Here is an 18,824-nt window from a genome sequence, read left to right on the forward strand (position 1 = left end):
CGGATTTTTCGTGGAATGTTGACTGTGGGGGTGTGTAGATAAGCGAAAGTGCCTGTCCTGCAAGGAATAATTGGACTTCTCTACGGTTCAAAAACCCTGACGGGAAGGCACTTCGCAGGTGAAGAATATCGCGGCGGCATCGCCGGTGAAAGTTTCCGCCGACGGCCATGGCGTTGTGTCGCATGCCGGGATGGGCATGCTGCGTGAGCTTGCCGACCGGACCGGCTTATCGGCGCAGGTCACGGCCGCGTTGGCCGACACCTACCGCGGCCCGTGGGTGTATGCGCCTGGGGAGGTGTTCGCTGATCTGGCGGCCGCGGTCGCCGACGGCGCGGACTGCATCGACGCGGTCGGTCAGCTGTGCGGTGACCGGGAGCACGTCCTGGGGGCCAAGGCCTCAACGACCACCATGTGGCGGCTGATCGATGAGCGGATCGATGCCGCGCATCTACCCGGGGTGCGCGCAGCCCGAGCCGCGGCGCGGGCAGCGGCCTGGGCTGTCGGAGCCGCCCCCACCACCGGCGGCTGGCTGCATATCGACATCGATGCCACGCTGGTGATCGATCACTCCGACAACAAGGCCGGGGCTGCGCCGACCTGGAAGAAAACGTTCGGGCTGCACCCGCTGCTGGCGTTTCTGGACCGCCCCGACATCGCCGGCGGCGAAGCCCTGGCCGGGTTGCTGCGCAACGGTAACGCCGGCTCCAACACCGCCTCCGACCACATCATCGTCCTGCACCAGGCTTTGGCATCGCTGCCAGCGGCGTGGCGGCCCAACCCCGACGATCCCGACAACCCCGAGGCCCCGAAGGTGTTGGTGCGCTGCGATACCGCCGGATCCACCCACAAATTCGCCGCAGCGTGCCGGGCCGCCGGGGCCGGGTTCTCCTTCGGGTACCCCGTCGATACCCGCGTCCAGGACGCCGTGGACACCCTCAACCTCGGCGATTGCTGGTATCCAGCGATCGACACCGACGGCGGGATCCGCGACGGCGCGTGGGTCGCTGAAGCCACCGACCTGGTCAACCTGGCCTCCTGGCCCGAAGGGACCCGGCTGATCCTGCGTAAAGAACGCCCCCACCCCGGCGCGCAGTTGCGGTTCACCGACGCCGACGGCATGCGGGTCACCGCGTTCATCACCGACACACCACCGGGTGTCGTACCCGGTCAGGTCGCCGGTCTGGAACTACGGCACCGCCAGCACGCCCGCGTCGAGGACCGTATCCGCGAACTCAAAGCCACCGGGCTGCGTAACCTGCCCTGCCACTCCTTCTGGGCCAATGCTGCCTGGCTCGAAATCGTCCTGGCCGCCGCTGACCTGGTCACCTGGACCCGCCTCATCGGGTTCGCCAGCGATCGCGCTCTGGCCCGCGTCGAGATCACCACGTTCCGCTACCGGGTCCTGCACGTGGCCGCCCGTATCACCCGCGGCGCCCGCCAACTGCGGCTACGCATCGATGCCACCTGGCGCTGGGCGGCGGCGATCGCCGCCGCCTGGCACCGCGTCCGCACCGCCTTCGGATAACACCCCACCCCATCGGACCCATCAACGATGAAGGACCCACAGGCCCCAGGAAAGCCCGCCCCACCCGGCGACACGGGACAGCACCTCTACGCCACCACACGAAAACCACTACCCAACAACACAACTCGGCATCACACCGAACCCACACCAATTACCACGCAAAATCCGGGTTAGCCACATGGTTGGTAGATCGTCCCGGAAGACGCCCGCGCGACGGCCCCGTGATCCGCCCCTGCACCCGCCGGTGCGGAATCTCGTGCTGGTTGTGAATCCCAACCGGGCCTGATGGTGCGCTGCGCGGCCTGAAGAAGTGCACGATGCCGATTCATGATCTGGCATGAAGAGGTCACCAGCCGAGCAAAGTGCCGCTCGGGGGTAACCAGGTGAGGTCGACTGTGTCGAGGGTCTGTTGCGCCTCCGCCAGCGTGCGGACGAATACCGCGTCGACGAGGTCCGCACGGGTGGGGAAGTGACCGTACGGGCCACGCACTGGCATAGATCCTACTGTGTACGTACGTTGACAGCAGAACCCCTCGGATCCATTGCTGTTCGCTTGGTGTACCGCGCCTTTGTTGCCGTTTGCAGCGTCGTCAACGTCGCAGCGGGGTTGCGAGTAAGCCCGTTCATGGTGCGTCGAAGGTGTAGAACGTCTCGAAGGTGGTTGCACTGTCGGTCGAGCGGTGGATGCCCTTCTCGGTCGCAACGAACACCAGGCCTCGCCCCGCTGCCAACACAGCCTGCGGGCGCTCACCCAGATCGCGTTGCGCTTGCCACGTTGCCCCCGAATCTTGGCTGGCATACACCATCCCGGTCGGGGTAACCCCGATCAAGGGTCCTTCGTCGGGCCAACTCAGCAAGATCAGAGGGGGTGTGCCGACGACAGGTGTGAAGGTCTTAGCCTGGTCGACGCTGCGCAACATGCCCGTGCCGGTCGTGGCGAGGACGCCGTTGGGGTCGGTGGGTGACACCGCGATGTCGACGGCGCTGATCTCCGCACGTCGATCCCAGGTCTTTTTGTCTGCGGTTACCATCACCGATCGGGTTCCGCTGTCGAGTCCAAAGAGCAGTCCATGCCGGTAGTCGAGGGAATGGAAATCGGCCTCGCCGGTCATCGACAGTGTGTGCCAGGTTTGGCCGCCGTCGGTGCTTTCGATCAAACCAAGGTTCGGTGGAGCGTCGCGGCTGTCTGCGCCGGGATGCCCACTGCCCAGGAAATGATTCGGTCCTACGACAATGAATCCCATGAAGTCCTGCACGAGGTCGCCGACGAGTTCGGGGTCGCGCTCCCCGGCGAGTCGGTACACGCCGTAGTGCGTGCCGGCATACAACACGCCGTCGGAATCCACGCCCATGGCGTGGATGTGCGAAAAACCGCTGGGGTTGGATCGGCCAGAGGGGCTGTCAGCACTTGAGCATGCTCCGCTCAGCAATGCGGTAACCGTAGAGATAGTGATCAGGGCCGAGCGCATGCGTGCCTGCCATCTCAAGGGCGTTGTCACGACAGCCGTCTGTGATGATTGCAGCGTGATCGGTGCTTTTCGGCGGGCTCAGAGGTTCGCATTTCCTGCTCGCCACTGCTCCCACGGGATATTCCAATCACCGAGGCCGTCGGTACCGGACAGTGTTTGCCCTACGGTGTTGACGACTTCGACGATGTCGCCGCGCTTGGTGTTCTCGTAGAACCAGATGGCATTCGCGGGGCTGACGTTGAGGCAGCCGTGGCTTACGTTGGCACGCCCCTGACTGCTGACCGACCATGGTGCTGAATGCACATATATGCCGCTGTAAGACATCTGGGTCGCCCAATCGACATCGAGCCGGTAACCGTCTGGTGAATTGACCGGCACGCCGTAGGTCGACGAGTCCATGATCAGATTCGGGTACTTGTCGCCGATGATGTAGGCGCCGTTGTCAGTTGGTGTGCTGTCCTTTCCCATGGACAGCGGCATGGTCTTGATCAGTTCGCCGTTGCGCCTGACGCTCAGCGTCTTGGTGCTGTCGTCGGCGGTGGCGATGACGTGATCACCGATGGTGAACCGGGTGCTGACGTCGTCCTGGCCGAACAAGCCGTTCCCGAGGTCGACACCATACGTTTTGACCGAAACCTCAACGGTAGTACCGGGTTTCCAATATTCGGCCGGGCGCCAGCGGACCTCGCGGCTGCTGAGCCAGTAGAACGCTCCGTCTACCGGGGGAGTAGTGACGACCGTAATCGCGTTCTGGGCAGCCAGACGGTTCGGGATGTCCTCGTCGAAGCGGACGGCGATGGGTTGGCCGACTCCGACGACTTCGCCGTTGTTCGGCATGACGTAAGGCATCGTCAGGTTCTCCGGCGACTGCGTTTGGAATGTCATGCTGTTGCGAGTGACGCCGCCCAGTCCGAATGCTTCGGCGTGCAACGTGTACTGCTTGTTGTAGCCCAGTGGTTCGGTCGTCGTCCACGTCACTCCATCTGGGCTGAGGTGCCCGTCGACTGAAATGCCGTCTGCATTGACCATGGTTACCGGACCGAGGACGCCGTCGCCGGCGGTCATCGTGACAGGAGAGTCCACCGCGACGCCGACGGCGCCGTCTGCCACTGAGGATTGCAGCGTCGGTACCAGTAATTCGCTATACGGGTCGCCCTTGTCTGCAATCACCTGAGGGGCCGGCGCGGCCGCGTTGCTGCTGCATCCCATGAGCAGCACCGTCAACGCCACCACGGCCGCGGCGATGAGCCCGAGCCGAGTGTTCCGTCGACCGATCCGTGAAGTCCGCCGCCGCAGCAGCATGGCTACTCCTTCTCTGCCGTCGTCTCAACGCGGATGCGACGGCTGCAAGCATTGCTGTCCCGGCACAGTCGCGCCACGCTGCGCATGTGACCACCCTCCATGGTCACCGCTCGGTGTTTTGCTTACCTAGCCCTTCGTCGAAGGTTCGGTAAAGGTTCGGACGTCGCCATTGACCTACCAACACGAGCGTGCGTGCTACCGAAGCTACTACTGCATCGGTACGTACATCGTAGCCACCCGTCAGCGCACATGTCGGTTGACTCCCTGGCGCGAGCGGGCCGAGGGCACCTGTCACACTTCACACTCGGCGATGGGAGGGTCTGGCGCGTCAGAGAGAAATCCTCAGCTGCTACTGGGTACGCGCAGTTGCTACGTATGTAATGAGCTCAGCCGGCAATCGTGCCTTTGCAAACCGCCGCCGCCGCGGCGTGCGGGCACAGACTGACGCCCGCAGAGTCGCTTCGGTACCTGGTTGCGGCGAGCGCTGAGCCCGGTGGTCGCCGCCGATCGTCGCGACGTTTGGCTGTTATGCAGTGTGGGAGCCTTGAGGTCGTGGTCGGGGATGCTGCGGTGATCCTACTTCCGCTGCTTGAACACGCCGGAGCCGCTGAAAGTCCAGTCGTTCGAGTGGTGGCCTTCGGCGCAGTGCACGCCACTCACCGGATGGCTATGCCGGTCGACATGATCGTTGAAGCCTTCGTCCGTCGTTGTGTCACTACGTTGGAGGCGTTCGATACACCATGAAGCCACCTGGCTCGATTCGTTCTCGATCAGAGGGTCGGCCGAGTGCTGGACAGGGGTTTACGTTTGCCTCCGGATACATGGCAGGCCATCACGACTAAGGGGATGGGCGACCGACACGAGGTCCGGCGGTCAGGGTCTTTACCGATTCTTCATCGAATACGGAAGCGACCCTTTAGGTTCTGCCTGCAGGCTAGCTAGCTGCGCAACGAAAGGAATTCGCGTGCACCTGAACCGGTTAATTGGCATCGCCGCCGCTGCAGCACTCGCATTGAGCGCCTGCAGTAACAGCCCACAAAGCGAACAAGACATGTCGTCAATGACTACTTCGGCGGTGGCCACCCCGTCGTCATCCGCTTCTCCAAGCGAGCGCGCGCCGGGGACTCAAGCGCACAACGACGCCGATGTGACCTTCGCCCAAGGGATGATCCCGCACCATCAGCAGGCAATCGAGATGAGCGACATGCTGCTGGCAAAGCAGGGCATCGACCCGCGCGTGGTGTCGTTGGCCAACGAGATCAAGGCGGCTCAGGGCCCGGAAATCCAGCAATTGCAAGGTTGGCTATCAGAATGGGGCGTGTCTCCCACTACGTCCCCGGGCGCTGGTATGCCGGGCATGCCCGGCCATGACATGGGCAATATGGGCGGCGGCATGATGACCGAGGAAGACTTGACCGCGCTTCGTAACGCGCAGGGTGTCGAGGCGAGCAGGCTGTTCTTGACGCAGATGATCGAGCATCACCGAGGTGCCGTCGCGATGGCGCAGACTGAGGTCGACAACGGCCAGTTCGCGCCGGCGATCGAGATGGCACGTACGATCATCGCCTCGCAACAAAAAGAGATCCAGACCATGGAGCAGATCCTCGGCTCGCTGTAGGGATGTCAGAACGCTAGGAGCGTCGAGCTCTCCTCGATGTCCCCGTGCCGGTGATTTCCGCCGGCACGGGGACCCTTGCAGCGATCCGCGGATCAAGACCTTGGAGGACTTGAACCTCGACGCTCGTCTTCTCTGCGGCGAGATGTGTTTGGCCCACTGGCCAACGCCTGGCCCACCGCCGCCAAACGCCGCGGTAAACCCAGGGAGACAGACCGATCTGACACGACACGCCGCTAACTACATAGCCCGGCCGCGGACGTGGACAGATTGTCCAATTAGGGTCGGACGTGCAGGTCTTGAGACGCTGGCCTCGGCAAGTCTGGTCGGCGGTGCTCCGACGTGGCGACCGGAAGTGTGATGATGAACGTGGCCCCGGTGCCCGGTCCTTGGCTGCGTGCTGTGATGGAGCCCCCGTGTGCCTCGACGAGTGCTTTTGCGATTGCTAAACCGATGCCGGCTCCGCTCTTGTCGTGGGTGCGTTCTGCTTCCACGCGGTAGAACCGCTCGAATACGTGCGGAAGGTGTTGGGCGGGAATGCCTTCGCCGGTGTCGGAGATGCTGACTTCGAGCTGGTGACGGTCTATGTGGACGCGGACGTCGACGTGGCCGTGCGGCGGTGTGTGCCGCAATGCGTTGTCAAGCAGGTTGGCCATTACCTGAGCGAGTCGCTGCGGGTCGCCTGAAACTGCGGGAACGCGGGGTGGCAGGTGGGTGGCCAGGGTTACCTGTTTGGCTCGGTAGCGTTTGGCTGCGGCGCTGACCGCGGTCCTGACCAGCTCGGCGATGTCGGTGTCAGTCGTCGTCATCGATGCGGAGCTTTCCTCAGCTTGAGAGAGAGCGGCGGCATCTTGGGCGAAACGCACCAGTCGGCGCGTCTGATCACGCAGCATGGCAGTGGTGGTCGGAGTCAGTTTCTCGACACCGTCTTCGACCGCTTCCATGTAGGCTTCCAAAACCGCGACCGGAGTGCGGATTTCGTGGGCCAGGTCAGCGAAGAGGTGGCGGCGGGTGGCGTCCACGGCCTGCAGGCGACCGGCCATCTGATTGAACGCAGCCGCCAGCGCGTCGAAGTCCTGCCCGAGGTGCGGTGGAGCTACCCGCACGGTGTAGCGGCCGTCGGCGACCGCGGTCGCTGCTGAGGCTACTTCTGTGACGGAGCGCTGCAGGCGCCGGCTGATGTACCAGCTGACCGCGAAGGCCGCCAGTGCCGAGACCGCCAATGCGCCGCCCACCGCGGCGACCATGGCGTACTGGTAGGCCTCCTCGGCATGATGTTGCTCGGCCGAATGTGGCGCGACGCCGGCCTGGCGCAGGTGGTCACGAAACAATGGTGGCCCTACGATGGCGGCGACGATCCAGGTGGTCAGCGCACCGGCCAGTAACACCATGGTTTGAGCGACCAGTAGTCGCATGCCGATCCCCGGGCGCCACCAGGCGCGCACCGGCGCTCGTTGGGCGTTCGCAGGCGTGCTCATTGTCCGCCTCCCATCCGGTATCCCACGCCGCGCACGGTCAGCACGTAGCGCGGGGTGCTCGCGTTCTCGCCCAGCTTGCGTCTCAAATGACCGATGTGCACGTCGACGACGTGCTCGTCGCCGACCCACGGTCCGTTCCGCACCGTTTCGAGTAGCTGGCGGCGGGTCAAGACCACGCCCGGGCGTGCAGACAACGCGCTCAGCAAGTCGAACTCGGTGCGCGTCAACCGGATCGGCTCACCATCGAGGTGCACCTCTCGGGCGGCGATGTCGACTTGCAGCTTCCCGAAGCGCCGCGGCGGCGCGGCCTGGTCGCCGCCGGTCACCGTGCGTGGCCGGCGCAGCAGAGCGCGGATACGGGCCACCAACTCGCGTGGACTGAACGGCTTGGTGATGTAGTCGTCGGCGCCGACGGTCAGCCCCACGATGGTGTCCATTTCCGTGTCACGGGCGGTGAGCATCACCACGTATGCATCAGAGAAGCTGCGCAGCTGCCGGCACACCTCCAGCCCGTCGGCACCGGGCAACCCCAGGTCGAGCACCACCACGTCGGGATCAAACTCACGCGCCAGAGCCACCGCTTCCGAACCGTCAACGGCGGTGCGGGTTTCGAACTGTTCGCGCTGCAGATAACTGGCCACCACTTCGGCGAGTGCCGCCTCGTCGTCGACGATCAATGCCCGGTAGCCCGGCGCGCCCAGACCTCCCTGAGCTGACGTGCCATCCATGCCGTCCATAGTGCCCGTGAACAGGCACCAACTACACCGATACTCCGCTCGCGGCGGCACACTGGCGCCAGCCGATCGGGTCTTGAGCAAATCTTCACAAAACCTCCACTGAATCAGCGGACGTGGGCGGGCACCTTGGAGATCGAAAGGAAGGCCGGGTCGATACATGGTGCCGTACTGGGGCTGGGAAAGCTGGCTGGTGGCTAGCGGCACGTTGGCCGCATCCTGGACGGCTGTGGTCGCGACGGCGGTCGCATGGTTTGGCGCCTTTTCCAGCGACCGGAATACCCGCAACTTGGGTGTGGCGACGCGCGACATGTCGATTGACTCGGTCGATAAGACCCGAGCGGACGGGCCCCCGAGGCTCGTCCCCGATCGATGGAGAAGCGACGATCACATGAGTCATCCCTTGTCTATCCATGCGCCCGAACTACATGCGGCGCAGTACCGCGGATTGGGCCGCTACGAACGACCGGACAACCTAGTCGGCCGCACACCGGTACTGCGGGTTTCTGAGCCGTTCAGCAGCGCGGACCGCGGATTCTGGGCCAAGCTCGAAGGCATCAATCCCGGTGGCTTGAAAGACCGCCCCGCAATGCACATGGTGGAGTGCGCCCGAGCACGCGGGAACCTGCGTCCGGGGGCGCGCATCGTCGAATCCACAAGTGGCACACTGGGCTTAGGGTTGGCGTTGGCCGGCATCGTGTATCACCATCCGGTGACCGTGGTGACCGATCCGGGTATGGAGCCCATCATCGTGTCGATGCTGCGGGCCTACGGCGCCGACGTCGACATGGTCACCGAGCCGCACCCGACGGGCGGATGGCAGCAGGCGCGCAAAGACCGCGTCGCTGAACTGCTGGCCGAAGACCTCGAGGCCTGGTGTCCCGACCAGTACAACAACCCCGACAACGTCGACGCATACCGGCCGCTGGCCCTGGAGCTCCAAGCTCAGCTGGGCACGGTCGACGTGCTGGTGTGCTCGGTCGGAACCGGAGGCCATTCCGCTGGCATCGCGCGGGTACTGCGTCAGTTCAATCCGCACTTACACCTGATCGGCGTGGACACCATCGGCTCAACGATTTTCGGTCAACCCGCCGCGAACCGGCTGATGCGAGGGCTGGGCTCGAGTATCTATCCACGCAACGTGGACTACGCCGCATTCGACGAGGTGCACTGGGTGGCGCCGGCGGAGGCGGTGTGGGCCTGCCGTACCTTGGCGGGCACCCATTACGCAACGGGCGGTTGGAGTGTAGGCGCGGTCGCGCTGGTCGCGGGTTGGGCGGCACGCACCTTCTCAAGTGACACGACGATCGCCGCGGTTTTCCCCGATGGGCCACAACGCTATTTCGACACTGTCTACAACGACGACTACTGCCGTCGCCATGACTTGCTGCTAACACAGCCGCCCGAGCAGCCGAACGTGATCGACGATCCCACCCAGGAGGTCGTCACGTCATGGACCCGCTGCGCCACGGTGATCGATCCGATGCCGACACGGGACTAATCGGCATGGTGGGAGACTACGCGAGGTTCGGTCGCGACTCTGACGCGCTGGTGTCGCGGCATCGTTGACGCTGATGACGCGGCACCTTTCTGCGAACCCCTGCTCCGCTTGATGCGCATTTCCCTTCTTGAGTAGGTGCCTTGCGAAAAGATCCCTGGACCCGCAGCCGGGCGCGGCTGCTGTCAGGTATGGCAACGCCGTGATGACGAGGCGAGTGAGTGGGCGGCCTATTACGGCAGTGTCCAAGCGGGTGAGGTTTCGCCGTTGAGACGATTGCGGAGTCGAACTGACCGACCGGCCGGCTCACCAACCCGAGAGCGCATGAAAGCCGCGGTCTTCATGGTCTCGTTGAACTCAGACATATTGGTACCTCCGGCAGCATTGGGGCGGTTAGCAGCCCTGTCGACAGCATTGACCAGCCATCGCGTCGCGTAGGGACTTTCGGCCCTAATTCGTCAGCCAGTGGGGCTACTGTCGATTCTGCTGGAGCGGCGACGATTCGTCGCTGGCCGCCGTCGTGCGACGAAGAACAAGTAGTTGAGTCGAGGCAGCATCGGAATTCCTTCCGCTCTTCGGAGTGCTAGTCCTTACGGCAGCGGTCACGCTCCGCCGGCTTTGGCTTCCCACGCACCAGTGCACTTCGCCCGAACATGCACACAGATTCACCTTCCCCCTCGTGCGCCAGGCGGCCCTAATGTTCAAACCGGGTCAAGTCCAGGGACGTGGTGTACGACGTCGTCGTGTGATTCTTCGAGGTGATGGTTCAGGCGGTCAGTGTCGCCGGGGTGGCCTCCTGTTCGGTCGGGGTGTCGTTGACTGTGCGTGATTTGCTCAGGACGTCGAGGCCGAGGTAGCGCCGGGATTCGGCCCATTCGTCGTGTTGTTCGGCCAGGACGGCTCCGACGAGGCGGATGAGGGCGTTGCGGTCGGGGAAGATACCGACGACGTCGGTGCGCCGGCGGATTTCCTTGTTGAGCCGTTCCTGGGGATTGTTGGACCAGATCTGGCGCCAGATCTGTTTGGGAAACGCCGTGAACGCCAGCAGATCCGGCCGTGCCGCTTCGAGGTGATCGGCGACCGTAGGTAGCTTGTCGTCCAGGGCGTCGATGATCCGGTCATATTGTGCAGCAACGGATTCAGCATCAGGCTGGTCGAACACAGAGTGCAGCAGGGTGCGCACCCAGGGCCACGACGACTTCGGGGTCACCGCCATCAGGTTGGTCGTGTAGTGGGTTCTGCAGCGCTGCCACGTCGCACCGGGCAGCGTGGCGCCGATCGCGGCGACAAGCCCGGCATGGGCGTCGCTGGTGACCAGTTTGACCCCCGACAGGCCGCGGGCGGTCAGAGCCCGCCAGAACGTTAGCCAGCCGGCGCCGTCCTCGGCGGTGGTGACATCGATGCCGAGGATTTCGCGGTAGCCCTCGGCGTTGACCCCGACCGCGATCAGCGCGTGCACGTTGACGACCCGGCCGCCCTCGCGGACCTTGAGCACCAGGGCGTCGGCAGCGACGAACGTATACGGGCCGGCATCGAGCGGTCGGGTGCGGAAGGCCTCGACGGCGGCGTCGAGCTCTTTGGCCATCACCGACACCTGCGACTTCGACAGGCTGGTGATGCCGAGGGTTTCGACGAGCTTGTCCATCCGCCGCGTCGAGACACCGAGTAGGTAGCAGGTGGCGACCACGGTGGTCAGGGCCCGCTCGGCGCGTTTGCGGCGTTCCAGCAGCCAGTCCGGGAAGTAGGAGCCCTGGCGCAGCTTCGGGATCGCGAGATCTAATGTGCCTGCGCGGGTGTCGAATTGGCGGTGCCGGTAGCCGTTGCGGGAGTTGGTCCGCTCGGTGCTGCGTTCGCCGTAGCTGGCGCCGCACAGGGCGTCGGCTTCGGCACCCATCAGGGTGTGGATGAACGTGGCGAGCAGCTCGCGCAGCACGTCGGGATGTGTGGTGGTGAGTCGTTCGGCCAGCACGGTGGGCAGGTCGATATTCTGGGCAACGGTCATCGCGTGGTTCCTTTGCTCGAGTGACTTTGACGGGTCCCTCGAAGAATCACGCGATGACCCTCAATCAGTCGGCTACGACACGCCGGTACCGCTAATCAGGTCCGACTCATACACCACTCTGCTGGACGCAACCTCAAACCGGTCCTGGGGGCGGGCCACCACATCTTCCCTGAATCGGCCAGTCGAGGGTTCGGCCCCCGAATCGCCACTGGTCGTAGTCCTCGCATGGATGGGCCGAAAAGTCGGGCATGCCAATGACATCATGAAGCGAGCTGCGCGCTGGTTGAGTGGCTGGCCGGCCTGCCTTCTCAGGGAGATTGCCGCGCCGGCCAGTGCGTCGGCGGGGCGCAGCTTGCGCCTGTGTCCTGCGCGGATTGCCGCTTCGCCCGCCGCAAGTCTGGGTCGTCCATTCCGGCGTGGCTTGGTGCCAAGGATTTTGAAGCAGGTGGACCTCATTCAATGTGAAGTGTCAGCGCGCGTCTGGTGATGCTGTTCGCCAACGTGGTCACCCGGGATACTGATGTCGCCGCGCCTCGGGACCGTGTATTAATTATCCGCCTGGCATCCGACGAGGGGAAACCATTCAGGGTGCTCTTTTTCTGCCTGCTTGCACCACTGCTGACCTTTGGCGGTACGTCTCCATTCCTGGACTTCCTGCTCTCTCTTGGCTTCCCGGCCCTCAGGGCTTGCCGCCGAGTTTCCCGGGGTGTTCGCGGTAGCAACGGCGGCATTGCAGTTCAAGCTGAGCCGGTATTCGTTGGTAACCATTCAGTAGCGGACTCCTTGACGTGCGTACCGCCCATCACGGCCAGGGACAGCCTGGACGAACGGAGGTCTCACGAATGTCGATTGAGAAACGCCAGTGACGATGCACTTGCTGAGGGGAAGCTTGGCGCCGACCCGTGACGCGATGATTGCCGTGCCACCCTGCTGCGCGATGGCGTTCGTGGCCTCGGCGTAGGTTTGGCCCACCAGGTCAGGCGCAGCCGATGCAATACCCGGCAACGAGAACAGGGCAATTGCCGCAACGGTAGCGGCGATGGCGCCTGCCGTGACGATGATCTTGGTCATGGTGGGCGGATCCTGTCGATGATCGTTGGCTAGCGTTCCAGCCATCTGGTGTCGCCTGCCATGAGGATGGGACCAGTGTGACCTGATTTTTGCCAGGGTGATGGGACCACCTGGATTGCCAGTTATGGGACCACCGGCGCGTCGCGTCGGTGGTCTTTTCATTTGTTCGTTCGATCGCCGTGACAGCTCAAGTCACGGAGGTCGCCGGCATGGCTTTTCGGGAGGTCAGTGTGAACGAGATCAGGGAAGTTCTGCGGGTGTGGCTGGGCGTGGCGGGGTTACCGGCGCCGGGGTACCGGACGATCGCCGCGCATTGCGGTGTGGATCGCAAAACGGTGCGCCGTTACGTCGAGGCCGCCCACGCGGCCGGTCTGCGCCGCGGCGACGACGCCGGCGCGATCGACGACGGTCTGATCGGGATGGTCGCCGAAGCGGTGCGCCCGGTTCGCCCCGATGGTCACGGCGCGGCGTGGGAGCAGTTATTGGGGTTCGAGGATCAGATCACCAAGTGGGTGGCCGGCTCTGGTGAGCAGCGGCCGTTGACAGTGACCAAGATCCACACTCTGCTGGGAAGGCAGGGCTGTGTGGTGCCGTATCGGACGTTGCACCGATTCGCCAGCCAGCGTTGCGGTTTCGGCCGCAAAGATCTCACGGTGCGGGTCGCTGATGGTGATCCCGGGGTGGAGTGCCAGGTCGACTTCGGCTATCTGGGGATGCTCACTGACGTCGATGATGGGCGCCGCCGCAAGGTGCATGCGCTGATCTTCACCGCGGTGTACTCCCGGCACATGTTTGTGTGGCTGTCCTACTCGCAGACTCTGGCCGCGGTGATCGCCGGCTGCGAGGCGGCCTGGGAGTTCTTCGGCGGCGTGTTCGCCGTGCTGATCCCCGACAACCTCAAACCGGTGATCGCCGCCGCCGATGCGGTCAACCCGCAGTTCAGCCAGGGCTGGCTGGACTACGCCGGGCATGTCGGGTTCCTGACCGACCCGGCGCGGGTGGCCTCGCCGAAGGACAAGCCGCGAGTGGAACGCGCCGTGCAGTACGTGCGCCGAAACTTCTGGGACGGTGAAACATTCACCAGCCTGGCCCATGCGCAGCAGGCGGCGACGGTGTGGTGTCGTGACACCGCGGGCACCCGCACACACGGCACCATCTGCGCTCGTCCGCTGGAGGTGTTCACCGCCGAGGAACAGTCCCGGCTGTTGCCGGTGCCAGGGGTTTATGACGTGCCGGTGTTCAAGACGGTCAAGGTGCACCGCGATTTCCACGCCGAGGTCGCCAAGGCGCTGTATTCGCTGCCCGAGTGCTGGATCGGTCAGTACCTGGACGTGCGGGCCGACACCGAGTTGGTGAAGTTCTATCGCCGCGGCGTGCTGGTCAAGGTCCATCCTCGCCAGCCGGCCGGTGGGCGCAGCACCGACCCCGCTGATCTGCCCGAACACAAGACCGGCTACGCGCTGCGCGATGTGACGACATTGATCGCCACCTGCGCCGCGCACGGCCCCAACGTCGGGATCTACGCCGAACGCATCCTCGATGACCGGCTGCCCTGGACGAAGATGCGCACCGTCTACCGGCTGCTGGGCCTGGTGCGCCGCTACGGCGCCGACCGGGTCGAACAGGCCTGCGCACTGTCGCTGGATCTTGATGTCGTCTCGGTGAACAAGATCGCCTCCATGCTCGAGCGTGCCACCGAGACCAGCACACCCGCGCTGCCGAAGGCCGTCCGCCACACCGCCACCCGCTTCGCCCGCGATCCATCCGAATTCAGCTCCACCCCAACACCATTGACCATCATCACGACCACCGTTGCCGAGGAGAACCGCTGACATGACCACCACCGCCCGTGGCGCCACCGACCCGATCGGCGCTGACCTGCTCCGACTGCTCAAGACCCTCAAACTCGGCGCGATGGCCGACACCCTGCCCGAACGCGCCGCTCTGGCCCGCCAACACAAACTCAGTCACATCGGGTTCCTGGAAACGCTGCTGGCCGACGAGGTCTCCCGACGCGAATCCCGCTCCGCCGCGTTGCGGGCGACCAAAGCCGGACTCGACCCCACCATGCGGTTTGATACCTGGACCGCACACGAGGACCTGCGCTATGACCGCACCCTGCTGGGGGATCTGACCTCACTGCGGTTCCTCGACGCCGGCCAGTCCGCGATCGTCCTCGGGCCCGTTGGTGTTGGCAAGACGCATCTGGCAACAGCATTGGGACACATGGCCATTCGACGCAGACACACCGTAGTCTTCGGCCGGGCCGACAAACTGTTCACCCGACTGCGCGCCGCAAGGCTCGACCACACCGTCGACGCCGAGATCCGCCGCCTGGCCGCCGTCGACGTCCTCATCATCGACGACTTCGCGCTACGCCCGCTCGACGCCACCGAAACCAGCGACTTCTACGAAATCGTCGTCGAGCGCCACCGCGCCAAGACCACCATCGTGACGTCGAACCGCGAGCCCGCTGAATGGCTGACCATGACCGCCGACACCCTGCTGGCTCAATCAGCCATCGACCGGCTGACCTCCGCCGCGCACACCCTGGTCATCGAAGGACCGTCCTACCGCCAACGGACCCGGCCCCAGCTTGACCCAGACCCCGCCGACGAGCATCCTCAGTAACGCGCCACGGTGGTCCCATCCCCCTGGCAATCAGGTGGTCCCATCACCCTGGCAAGCGACACATCTGGTGCAAGCGAGCCCCTTCCAGTACCCCCTCGATGTCGGGTTCGATTTCCTCTACCCGACTTCAACCGTGCGCCGCGATATGCACCGAATCGATTGAGATCCTGCGAAGATTGGTTGAAGACCTGATCGGTGGTGCAGGCTCAATCAGATAGTGGAGGTCGAGCGCCTCTGCGCCGGAGCCCGATATGTGCTTGGCGCGCAGCCGATCATCAACGGCTGGGTAGGCCGTGCCAGCGGCCTGGTGCGGGTGGTCGGGTGGGGCGTTCGACTCGGTGGTCGCCGGCAGCCTCCCAACGCTGCTACGAGTGTTCCCGACATTTTAGGATGCCGGTGAGTTGTGCACAGTGGCCTGCACGCTCGTCAGCGTCACCGACCGCGCGCCGTAGACCGTGACGTCGGAGACCAGCACCGAGGTGTCCTCGCGCAGCCCGGCGTTGGACAGCGTCACATCGTCGAGCAGCGCGGTGCCCGTGGGTGTCCCCGCGGGGGCGATCCCGACGACCGCGGCGGTGGTGCGCGCGCCGGTCAGCGAGACGGCGTCCCACTCCCGGATGCCGAGCGCGGCAATCGCTTCGGGGTGCAGGCGGACCACGCCACGGCGGGAGTCCAGCGCCGAGGTGTTGAGCCGCGCCGTGAGCGTGAGTTGCGCCATGTCAGCCTCGCGGCGGTCTGCGCAGTCCCAGGCGCAGCGTGGAACGCCGCGGCTGCGCGCGCTGGGTCCGGTGGGTGCGGCGGATCGCCCGTCGCGCTGCGCGCTGCTGACGCGGTTTGTCGTCCCACACTTCCGGGTGCGCGGCGAGGAATCGCTTGGTGCGCAGCGCGAACGGGATGTGCAGGAAGTACGCGACGATGATCACCAGGATCACGATGTAGCCGTACAGGATCGAGGTCGCCACGCCGATCGCGAGCAGCGCCAGCAACGGGGCCACCATGTTGGGCGGCACCGAGAACGTGTGGATCTTGCGCATCGGCAGCGTGCTGACCACCAGCAGTGAGACGGCGATCATCCAGATCACGACCGCGGGCTCCGAGGTCCACCAGCCGTCGCCGAACTGCATCTTGGCCGCCAGCGGACCGATGGCGCCGATCGCACCGGCCGGTGCGGGCATGCCGGTGAAGTACTTCTTCTCGTAGGCGGGCTGGTCGACGGCCAGCATCGCGTTGAAGCGGGCCAGGCGCAACACGATGCACACCGCGTAGAGCAGCACCACGATCCAGCCGATCCGCGACGTCGACAACAGGGTGCCGTAGACGATGAACGCCGGTGCCACACCGAAGTTGACCGCGTCGGCCAGCGAGTCGATCTCCTCGCCCATCTTCGACGTCGCGTTCAGCGCCCGGGCGAGACGGCCGTCGAGCGCGTCGAGGATCGCCGCGATCGCCAGGAACGCCATCGCCTCGGTGGGGCGCCCGTCGAGCGCGAACTTCACCGCGCTCAGACCCAGGCAGATGGCCGCGACGGTCATCGCGCTCGGCAGGATGCGGACGCTGACGACCGGGGTCTTGATGCGTGGTCTCATCAGGGCAGCTCGGCCAGCACGGTCTCGCCGGCGACCGCACGTTGCCCGACCTCGACGAGGACGTCGGAGCCCGCGGGCAGGTAGGTGTCGAGCCGGGAGCCGTAGCGGATCAGGCCGTAGGTGTCGCCGAGCCCCACCTTGTCGCCGGGTTTGACGTTGCACACGATGCGGCGGGCGAGCAGACCCGCGATCTGGACGGCGATCACCTCGGCGCCCTCGGGGCTGCGGATCACCACGCTGTTGCGCTCGTTGTCGGCGCTGGCCGCGGCGAGTTCGGCGGAGCCGAACAGCCCGGGCCTGTGCTCGACCGCCACCACCTCACCGGCCAGCGGGGCGCGCTGTACGTGGGCGTCGAACAGCGACAGGAAGATGCTGATGCGCGGCAGCGGTACGGCGGGCAGCCCCAGTTCGGCGGGCGGGAGCTCGTCCTCGATCAGGCAGATCAGCCCGTCGGCCGGCGCGACGACGACGCCCGGCCGCGTCGGCGGCGTCCGGGGCGGATGCCGGAAGAACGCGGCGTTCGCGGCCGCCGAGGCGACCCCGGCGTTTCGCAGCCACCGGGACTTACGCCCGGCCAGCGCCACCGCGAGGCTGGCGCCGACGAACGGCAGACCGGCCGGGTGCATCGGGGGGACGGTGGTGCGAACCAGGGCCGCCAGGCGCTCTGGTCCTGTCTTGAGGTCGGGGCGTCTGGCCATCGTCCCGCCAGGCTATCTCAGGTCCCAGACCTGTACACGTGACCCCGCGGCCACCTCGGCGGTGTCCTCGTCGAGTTCCAGCAGGCAGTTGGCCGATGCGAGCCATCTCAGATGATGTGATGCCGGCGGCCCGTACCCGGTGACGGTGTCGGTGACGGGATCGAACACACCGCGCCGGAACTGCCGCTTGCCGCGCGGCGAGGTCAGGTCCTCGGTGAGCATCGCGGTGCGCCGCGGCCGCTGGGTGTCGGACAGCCCCATCGCGGCGCGCAGCGCCGGCCGCAGGAACACCTCGAACGACACCAGCGCGGAGACGGGATTGCCGGGCAGCGTGACGATGGGCGTGCCGCCGTCGATGGTTCCGCAGCCCTGGGGCGTGCCGGGCTGCATCGCGACCTTGACGAACTCGACCCGTTCGCCGGGTCCGAGCGCATCCTTGACCACCTCGTAAGCCCCGGCGCTGACGCCGCCGGTGGTGACGATCAGATCGGCGTCGCCCGCGTGGGCGCGCAGCGTCGCGGTGAACGCCTCGACGTCGTCGCCGGTCATCGGGGACGCCACCACCTCACCGCCCGCATCGCGGACCGCGGCGGCCAGCATCGCGCCGTTGGACTCGTAGATCTGGCCCGGCTGCAGCGGTGTGCCCGCGGTGACGAGCTCGGTACCCGTGGACACGACGAGGACCCGCTGACGTGGGATCACGGACAACTCACCCAGGCCGAGCGCCGCCGCGAGCCCGAGCGCGGCCGGGGTGACGACCTGGCCGGCGTGCAGCACGGTCGTGCCCTCGGTGACGTCCTCACCGGCGCGGCGGATGTGGCGGCCGACGGGCTTGGACTCCCGGATCGTCACGGTGTGCACACCGGCATCGGTGCTCTCCACGGGGACGACGGTGTCAGCGCCGAAAGGTAGCGGCGCGCCGGTCATGATGCGGTGCGCGGTCCCCGGGGTCAGCGTCGGGATGTCGGTGCGGCCGGCGGGGATGTCCTCGGCGACGGGCAGCTGTACCGGGGCGCTGTCGGTGGCCGCCGCGATGTCCCCGGCCAGCACCGCATAACCGTCCATCGCGGAGTTGTCGAAGCCGGGCAACGACAGCGGCGCCACCACGTCGGCGGCCAGCGCCAGCCCGAGCGCGTCGGCGAGCGGAACCGTCAGCGCCGGGCGCGGGGTGATCAGATCGGCGACAACGCGCCGGTGTTCGTCGACGGTACGCAT

15 protein-coding genes and 1 pseudogene are annotated in these 18,824 nt (G+C 65.5%); 5 read left to right on the plus strand and 11 right to left on the minus strand.

The window, feature by feature from the left end; translation table 11 throughout:
• Positions 1-118 precede the first annotated feature (118 nt).
• Positions 119-1,525, plus strand: coding sequence for an IS1380 family transposase (locus tag DYE23_RS03475; RefSeq protein WP_016341434.1), 1,407 nt, complete (start codon positions 119-121; stop codon positions 1,523-1,525).
• Between the two features lie 346 nt (positions 1,526-1,871).
• On the opposite strand, the gene DYE23_RS31240 is transcribed toward DYE23_RS03475, so the two are convergent.
• The 3 genes from DYE23_RS31240 to DYE23_RS03490 all read right to left on the minus strand — a co-directional run bounded on the left by DYE23_RS31240 (position 1,872) and on the right by DYE23_RS03490 (position 4,296).
• Positions 1,872-2,021, minus strand: a complete 150-nt coding sequence (locus DYE23_RS31240) for a hypothetical protein (protein WP_234787840.1) — start codon at positions 2,019-2,021, stop codon at positions 1,872-1,874.
• Positions 2,022-2,148: 127 nt separating this feature from the next.
• Positions 2,149-2,994 carry a F510_1955 family glycosylhydrolase gene (locus DYE23_RS03485; protein ID WP_083126142.1) on the minus strand — a complete coding sequence of 282 codons (846 nt, stop codon included), beginning with the start codon at positions 2,992-2,994 and terminating at the stop codon, positions 2,149-2,151.
• A 78-nt stretch (positions 2,995-3,072) separates the two neighbouring features.
• Positions 3,073-4,296 carry a L,D-transpeptidase gene (locus tag DYE23_RS03490; RefSeq protein ID WP_165799790.1) on the minus strand — a complete coding sequence of 408 codons (1,224 nt, stop codon included), beginning with the start codon at positions 4,294-4,296 and terminating at the stop codon, positions 3,073-3,075.
• A 964-nt stretch (positions 4,297-5,260) separates the two neighbouring features.
• On the opposite strand from DYE23_RS03490, the gene DYE23_RS03500 reads away from it, so the two are divergent.
• Positions 5,261-5,914 (plus strand): DUF305 domain-containing protein, encoded by a 654-nt coding sequence (locus DYE23_RS03500; protein ID WP_067387067.1) that lies wholly within the window; start codon positions 5,261-5,263, stop codon positions 5,912-5,914.
• A gap of 275 nt (positions 5,915-6,189) precedes the next feature.
• Here DYE23_RS03500 and DYE23_RS03505 read toward each other — a convergent pair whose 3' ends face one another.
• Both DYE23_RS03505 and DYE23_RS03510 read right to left on the minus strand, forming a co-directional pair.
• Positions 6,190-7,389 (minus strand): sensor histidine kinase, encoded by a 1,200-nt coding sequence (locus tag DYE23_RS03505; RefSeq protein WP_115326503.1) that lies wholly within the window; start codon positions 7,387-7,389, stop codon positions 6,190-6,192.
• A complete protein-coding gene (locus DYE23_RS03510; RefSeq protein ID WP_115326504.1) occupies positions 7,386-8,126 on the minus strand; it encodes a response regulator transcription factor in 741 nt (246 codons plus the stop codon). The genes DYE23_RS03505 and DYE23_RS03510 overlap by 4 nt, the downstream gene beginning before the upstream one ends.
• A 388-nt stretch (positions 8,127-8,514) precedes the next feature.
• On the opposite strand from DYE23_RS03510, the gene DYE23_RS03515 reads away from it, so the two are divergent.
• Positions 8,515-9,624 carry a PLP-dependent cysteine synthase family protein gene (locus DYE23_RS03515; protein ID WP_115326505.1) on the plus strand — a complete coding sequence of 370 codons (1,110 nt, stop codon included), beginning with the start codon at positions 8,515-8,517 and terminating at the stop codon, positions 9,622-9,624.
• A gap of 763 nt (positions 9,625-10,387) precedes the next feature.
• On the opposite strand, the gene DYE23_RS03520 is transcribed toward DYE23_RS03515, so the two are convergent.
• Entirely contained in the window at positions 10,388-11,623 is a 1,236-nt protein-coding gene (locus DYE23_RS03520; protein ID WP_115326326.1) for an IS256 family transposase, read from the minus strand.
• A 768-nt stretch (positions 11,624-12,391) separates the two neighbouring features.
• On the minus strand, positions 12,392-12,694 hold the full coding sequence (locus DYE23_RS03525) for a hypothetical protein (protein WP_115326506.1): 303 nt from the start codon (positions 12,692-12,694) through the stop codon (positions 12,392-12,394).
• Between the two features lie 209 nt (positions 12,695-12,903).
• Here DYE23_RS03525 and istA point away from each other — a divergent pair, with 209 nt between their 5' ends.
• Complete coding sequence (gene istA, locus DYE23_RS03530) at positions 12,904-14,526, plus strand: IS21 family transposase (protein WP_115326215.1); 1,623 nt, start codon at positions 12,904-12,906, stop codon at positions 14,524-14,526.
• A 1-nt stretch (position 14,527) separates the two neighbouring features.
• Positions 14,528-15,325 carry an IS21-like element helper ATPase IstB gene (gene istB / locus DYE23_RS03535; RefSeq protein ID WP_067388237.1) on the plus strand — a complete coding sequence of 266 codons (798 nt, stop codon included), beginning with the start codon at positions 14,528-14,530 and terminating at the stop codon, positions 15,323-15,325.
• Positions 15,326-15,749: 424 nt separating this feature from the next.
• Here the strand turns inward: istB and DYE23_RS03540 are convergent.
• The 4 genes and pseudogenes from DYE23_RS03540 to moeA all read right to left on the minus strand — a co-directional run.
• Positions 15,750-16,043, minus strand: a pseudogene (locus tag DYE23_RS03540) (AAA family ATPase); the annotation flags it as partial.
• 1 nt (position 16,044) lies between these two features.
• Entirely contained in the window at positions 16,045-16,911 is an 867-nt protein-coding gene (gene pssA / locus DYE23_RS03545; RefSeq protein ID WP_115326507.1) for a CDP-diacylglycerol--serine O-phosphatidyltransferase, read from the minus strand.
• Positions 16,911-17,609, minus strand: coding sequence for a phosphatidylserine decarboxylase (locus DYE23_RS03550; protein ID WP_099962403.1), 699 nt, complete (start codon positions 17,607-17,609; stop codon positions 16,911-16,913). Before DYE23_RS03550 ends, pssA begins: the two co-directional genes overlap by 1 nt.
• 12 nt (positions 17,610-17,621) lie before the next feature.
• Positions 17,622-18,824: a molybdopterin molybdotransferase MoeA gene (moeA, locus tag DYE23_RS03555; RefSeq protein ID WP_115326508.1), complete on the minus strand. Its 1,203-nt coding sequence runs from the start codon at positions 18,822-18,824 to the stop codon at positions 17,622-17,624.

Origin of the sequence: Mycolicibacterium gilvum, assembly GCF_900454025.1 — a bacterium.
In the GTDB taxonomy this organism is placed as follows: domain Bacteria; phylum Actinomycetota; class Actinomycetes; order Mycobacteriales; family Mycobacteriaceae; genus Mycobacterium; species Mycobacterium gilvum.

Excerpts from the sequence above, each read along its gene's own strand:
- DYE23_RS03520 (WP_115326326.1), bottom strand. The coding sequence starts at position 11,623 with ATGACCGTTGCCCAGAATATCGACCTGCCCACCGTGCTGGCCGAACGA.
- DYE23_RS03510 (WP_115326504.1), bottom strand. The coding sequence starts at position 8,126 with ATGGACGGCATGGATGGCACGTCAGCTCAGGGAGGTCTGGGCGCGCCG.
- moeA (WP_115326508.1), bottom strand. The coding sequence starts at position 18,824 with ATGCGTACCGTCGACGAACACCGGCGCGTTGTCGCCGATCTGATCACC.
- pssA (WP_115326507.1), bottom strand. The coding sequence starts at position 16,911 with ATGAGACCACGCATCAAGACCCCGGTCGTCAGCGTCCGCATCCTGCCG.
- istA (WP_115326215.1), top strand. The coding sequence starts at position 12,904 with ATGGCTTTTCGGGAGGTCAGTGTGAACGAGATCAGGGAAGTTCTGCGG.
- DYE23_RS03550 (WP_099962403.1), bottom strand. The coding sequence starts at position 17,609 with ATGGCCAGACGCCCCGACCTCAAGACAGGACCAGAGCGCCTGGCGGCC.
- istB (WP_067388237.1), top strand. The coding sequence starts at position 14,528 with ATGACCACCACCGCCCGTGGCGCCACCGACCCGATCGGCGCTGACCTG.
- DYE23_RS03505 (WP_115326503.1), bottom strand. The coding sequence starts at position 7,389 with ATGAGCACGCCTGCGAACGCCCAACGAGCGCCGGTGCGCGCCTGGTGG.
- DYE23_RS03485 (WP_083126142.1), bottom strand. The coding sequence starts at position 2,994 with ATGCGCTCGGCCCTGATCACTATCTCTACGGTTACCGCATTGCTGAGC.
- DYE23_RS31240 (WP_234787840.1), bottom strand. The coding sequence starts at position 2,021 with ATGCCAGTGCGTGGCCCGTACGGTCACTTCCCCACCCGTGCGGACCTC.
- DYE23_RS03525 (WP_115326506.1), bottom strand. The coding sequence starts at position 12,694 with ATGACCAAGATCATCGTCACGGCAGGCGCCATCGCCGCTACCGTTGCG.
- DYE23_RS03515 (WP_115326505.1), top strand. The coding sequence starts at position 8,515 with ATGAGTCATCCCTTGTCTATCCATGCGCCCGAACTACATGCGGCGCAG.
- DYE23_RS03490 (WP_165799790.1), bottom strand. The coding sequence starts at position 4,296 with ATGCTGCTGCGGCGGCGGACTTCACGGATCGGTCGACGGAACACTCGG.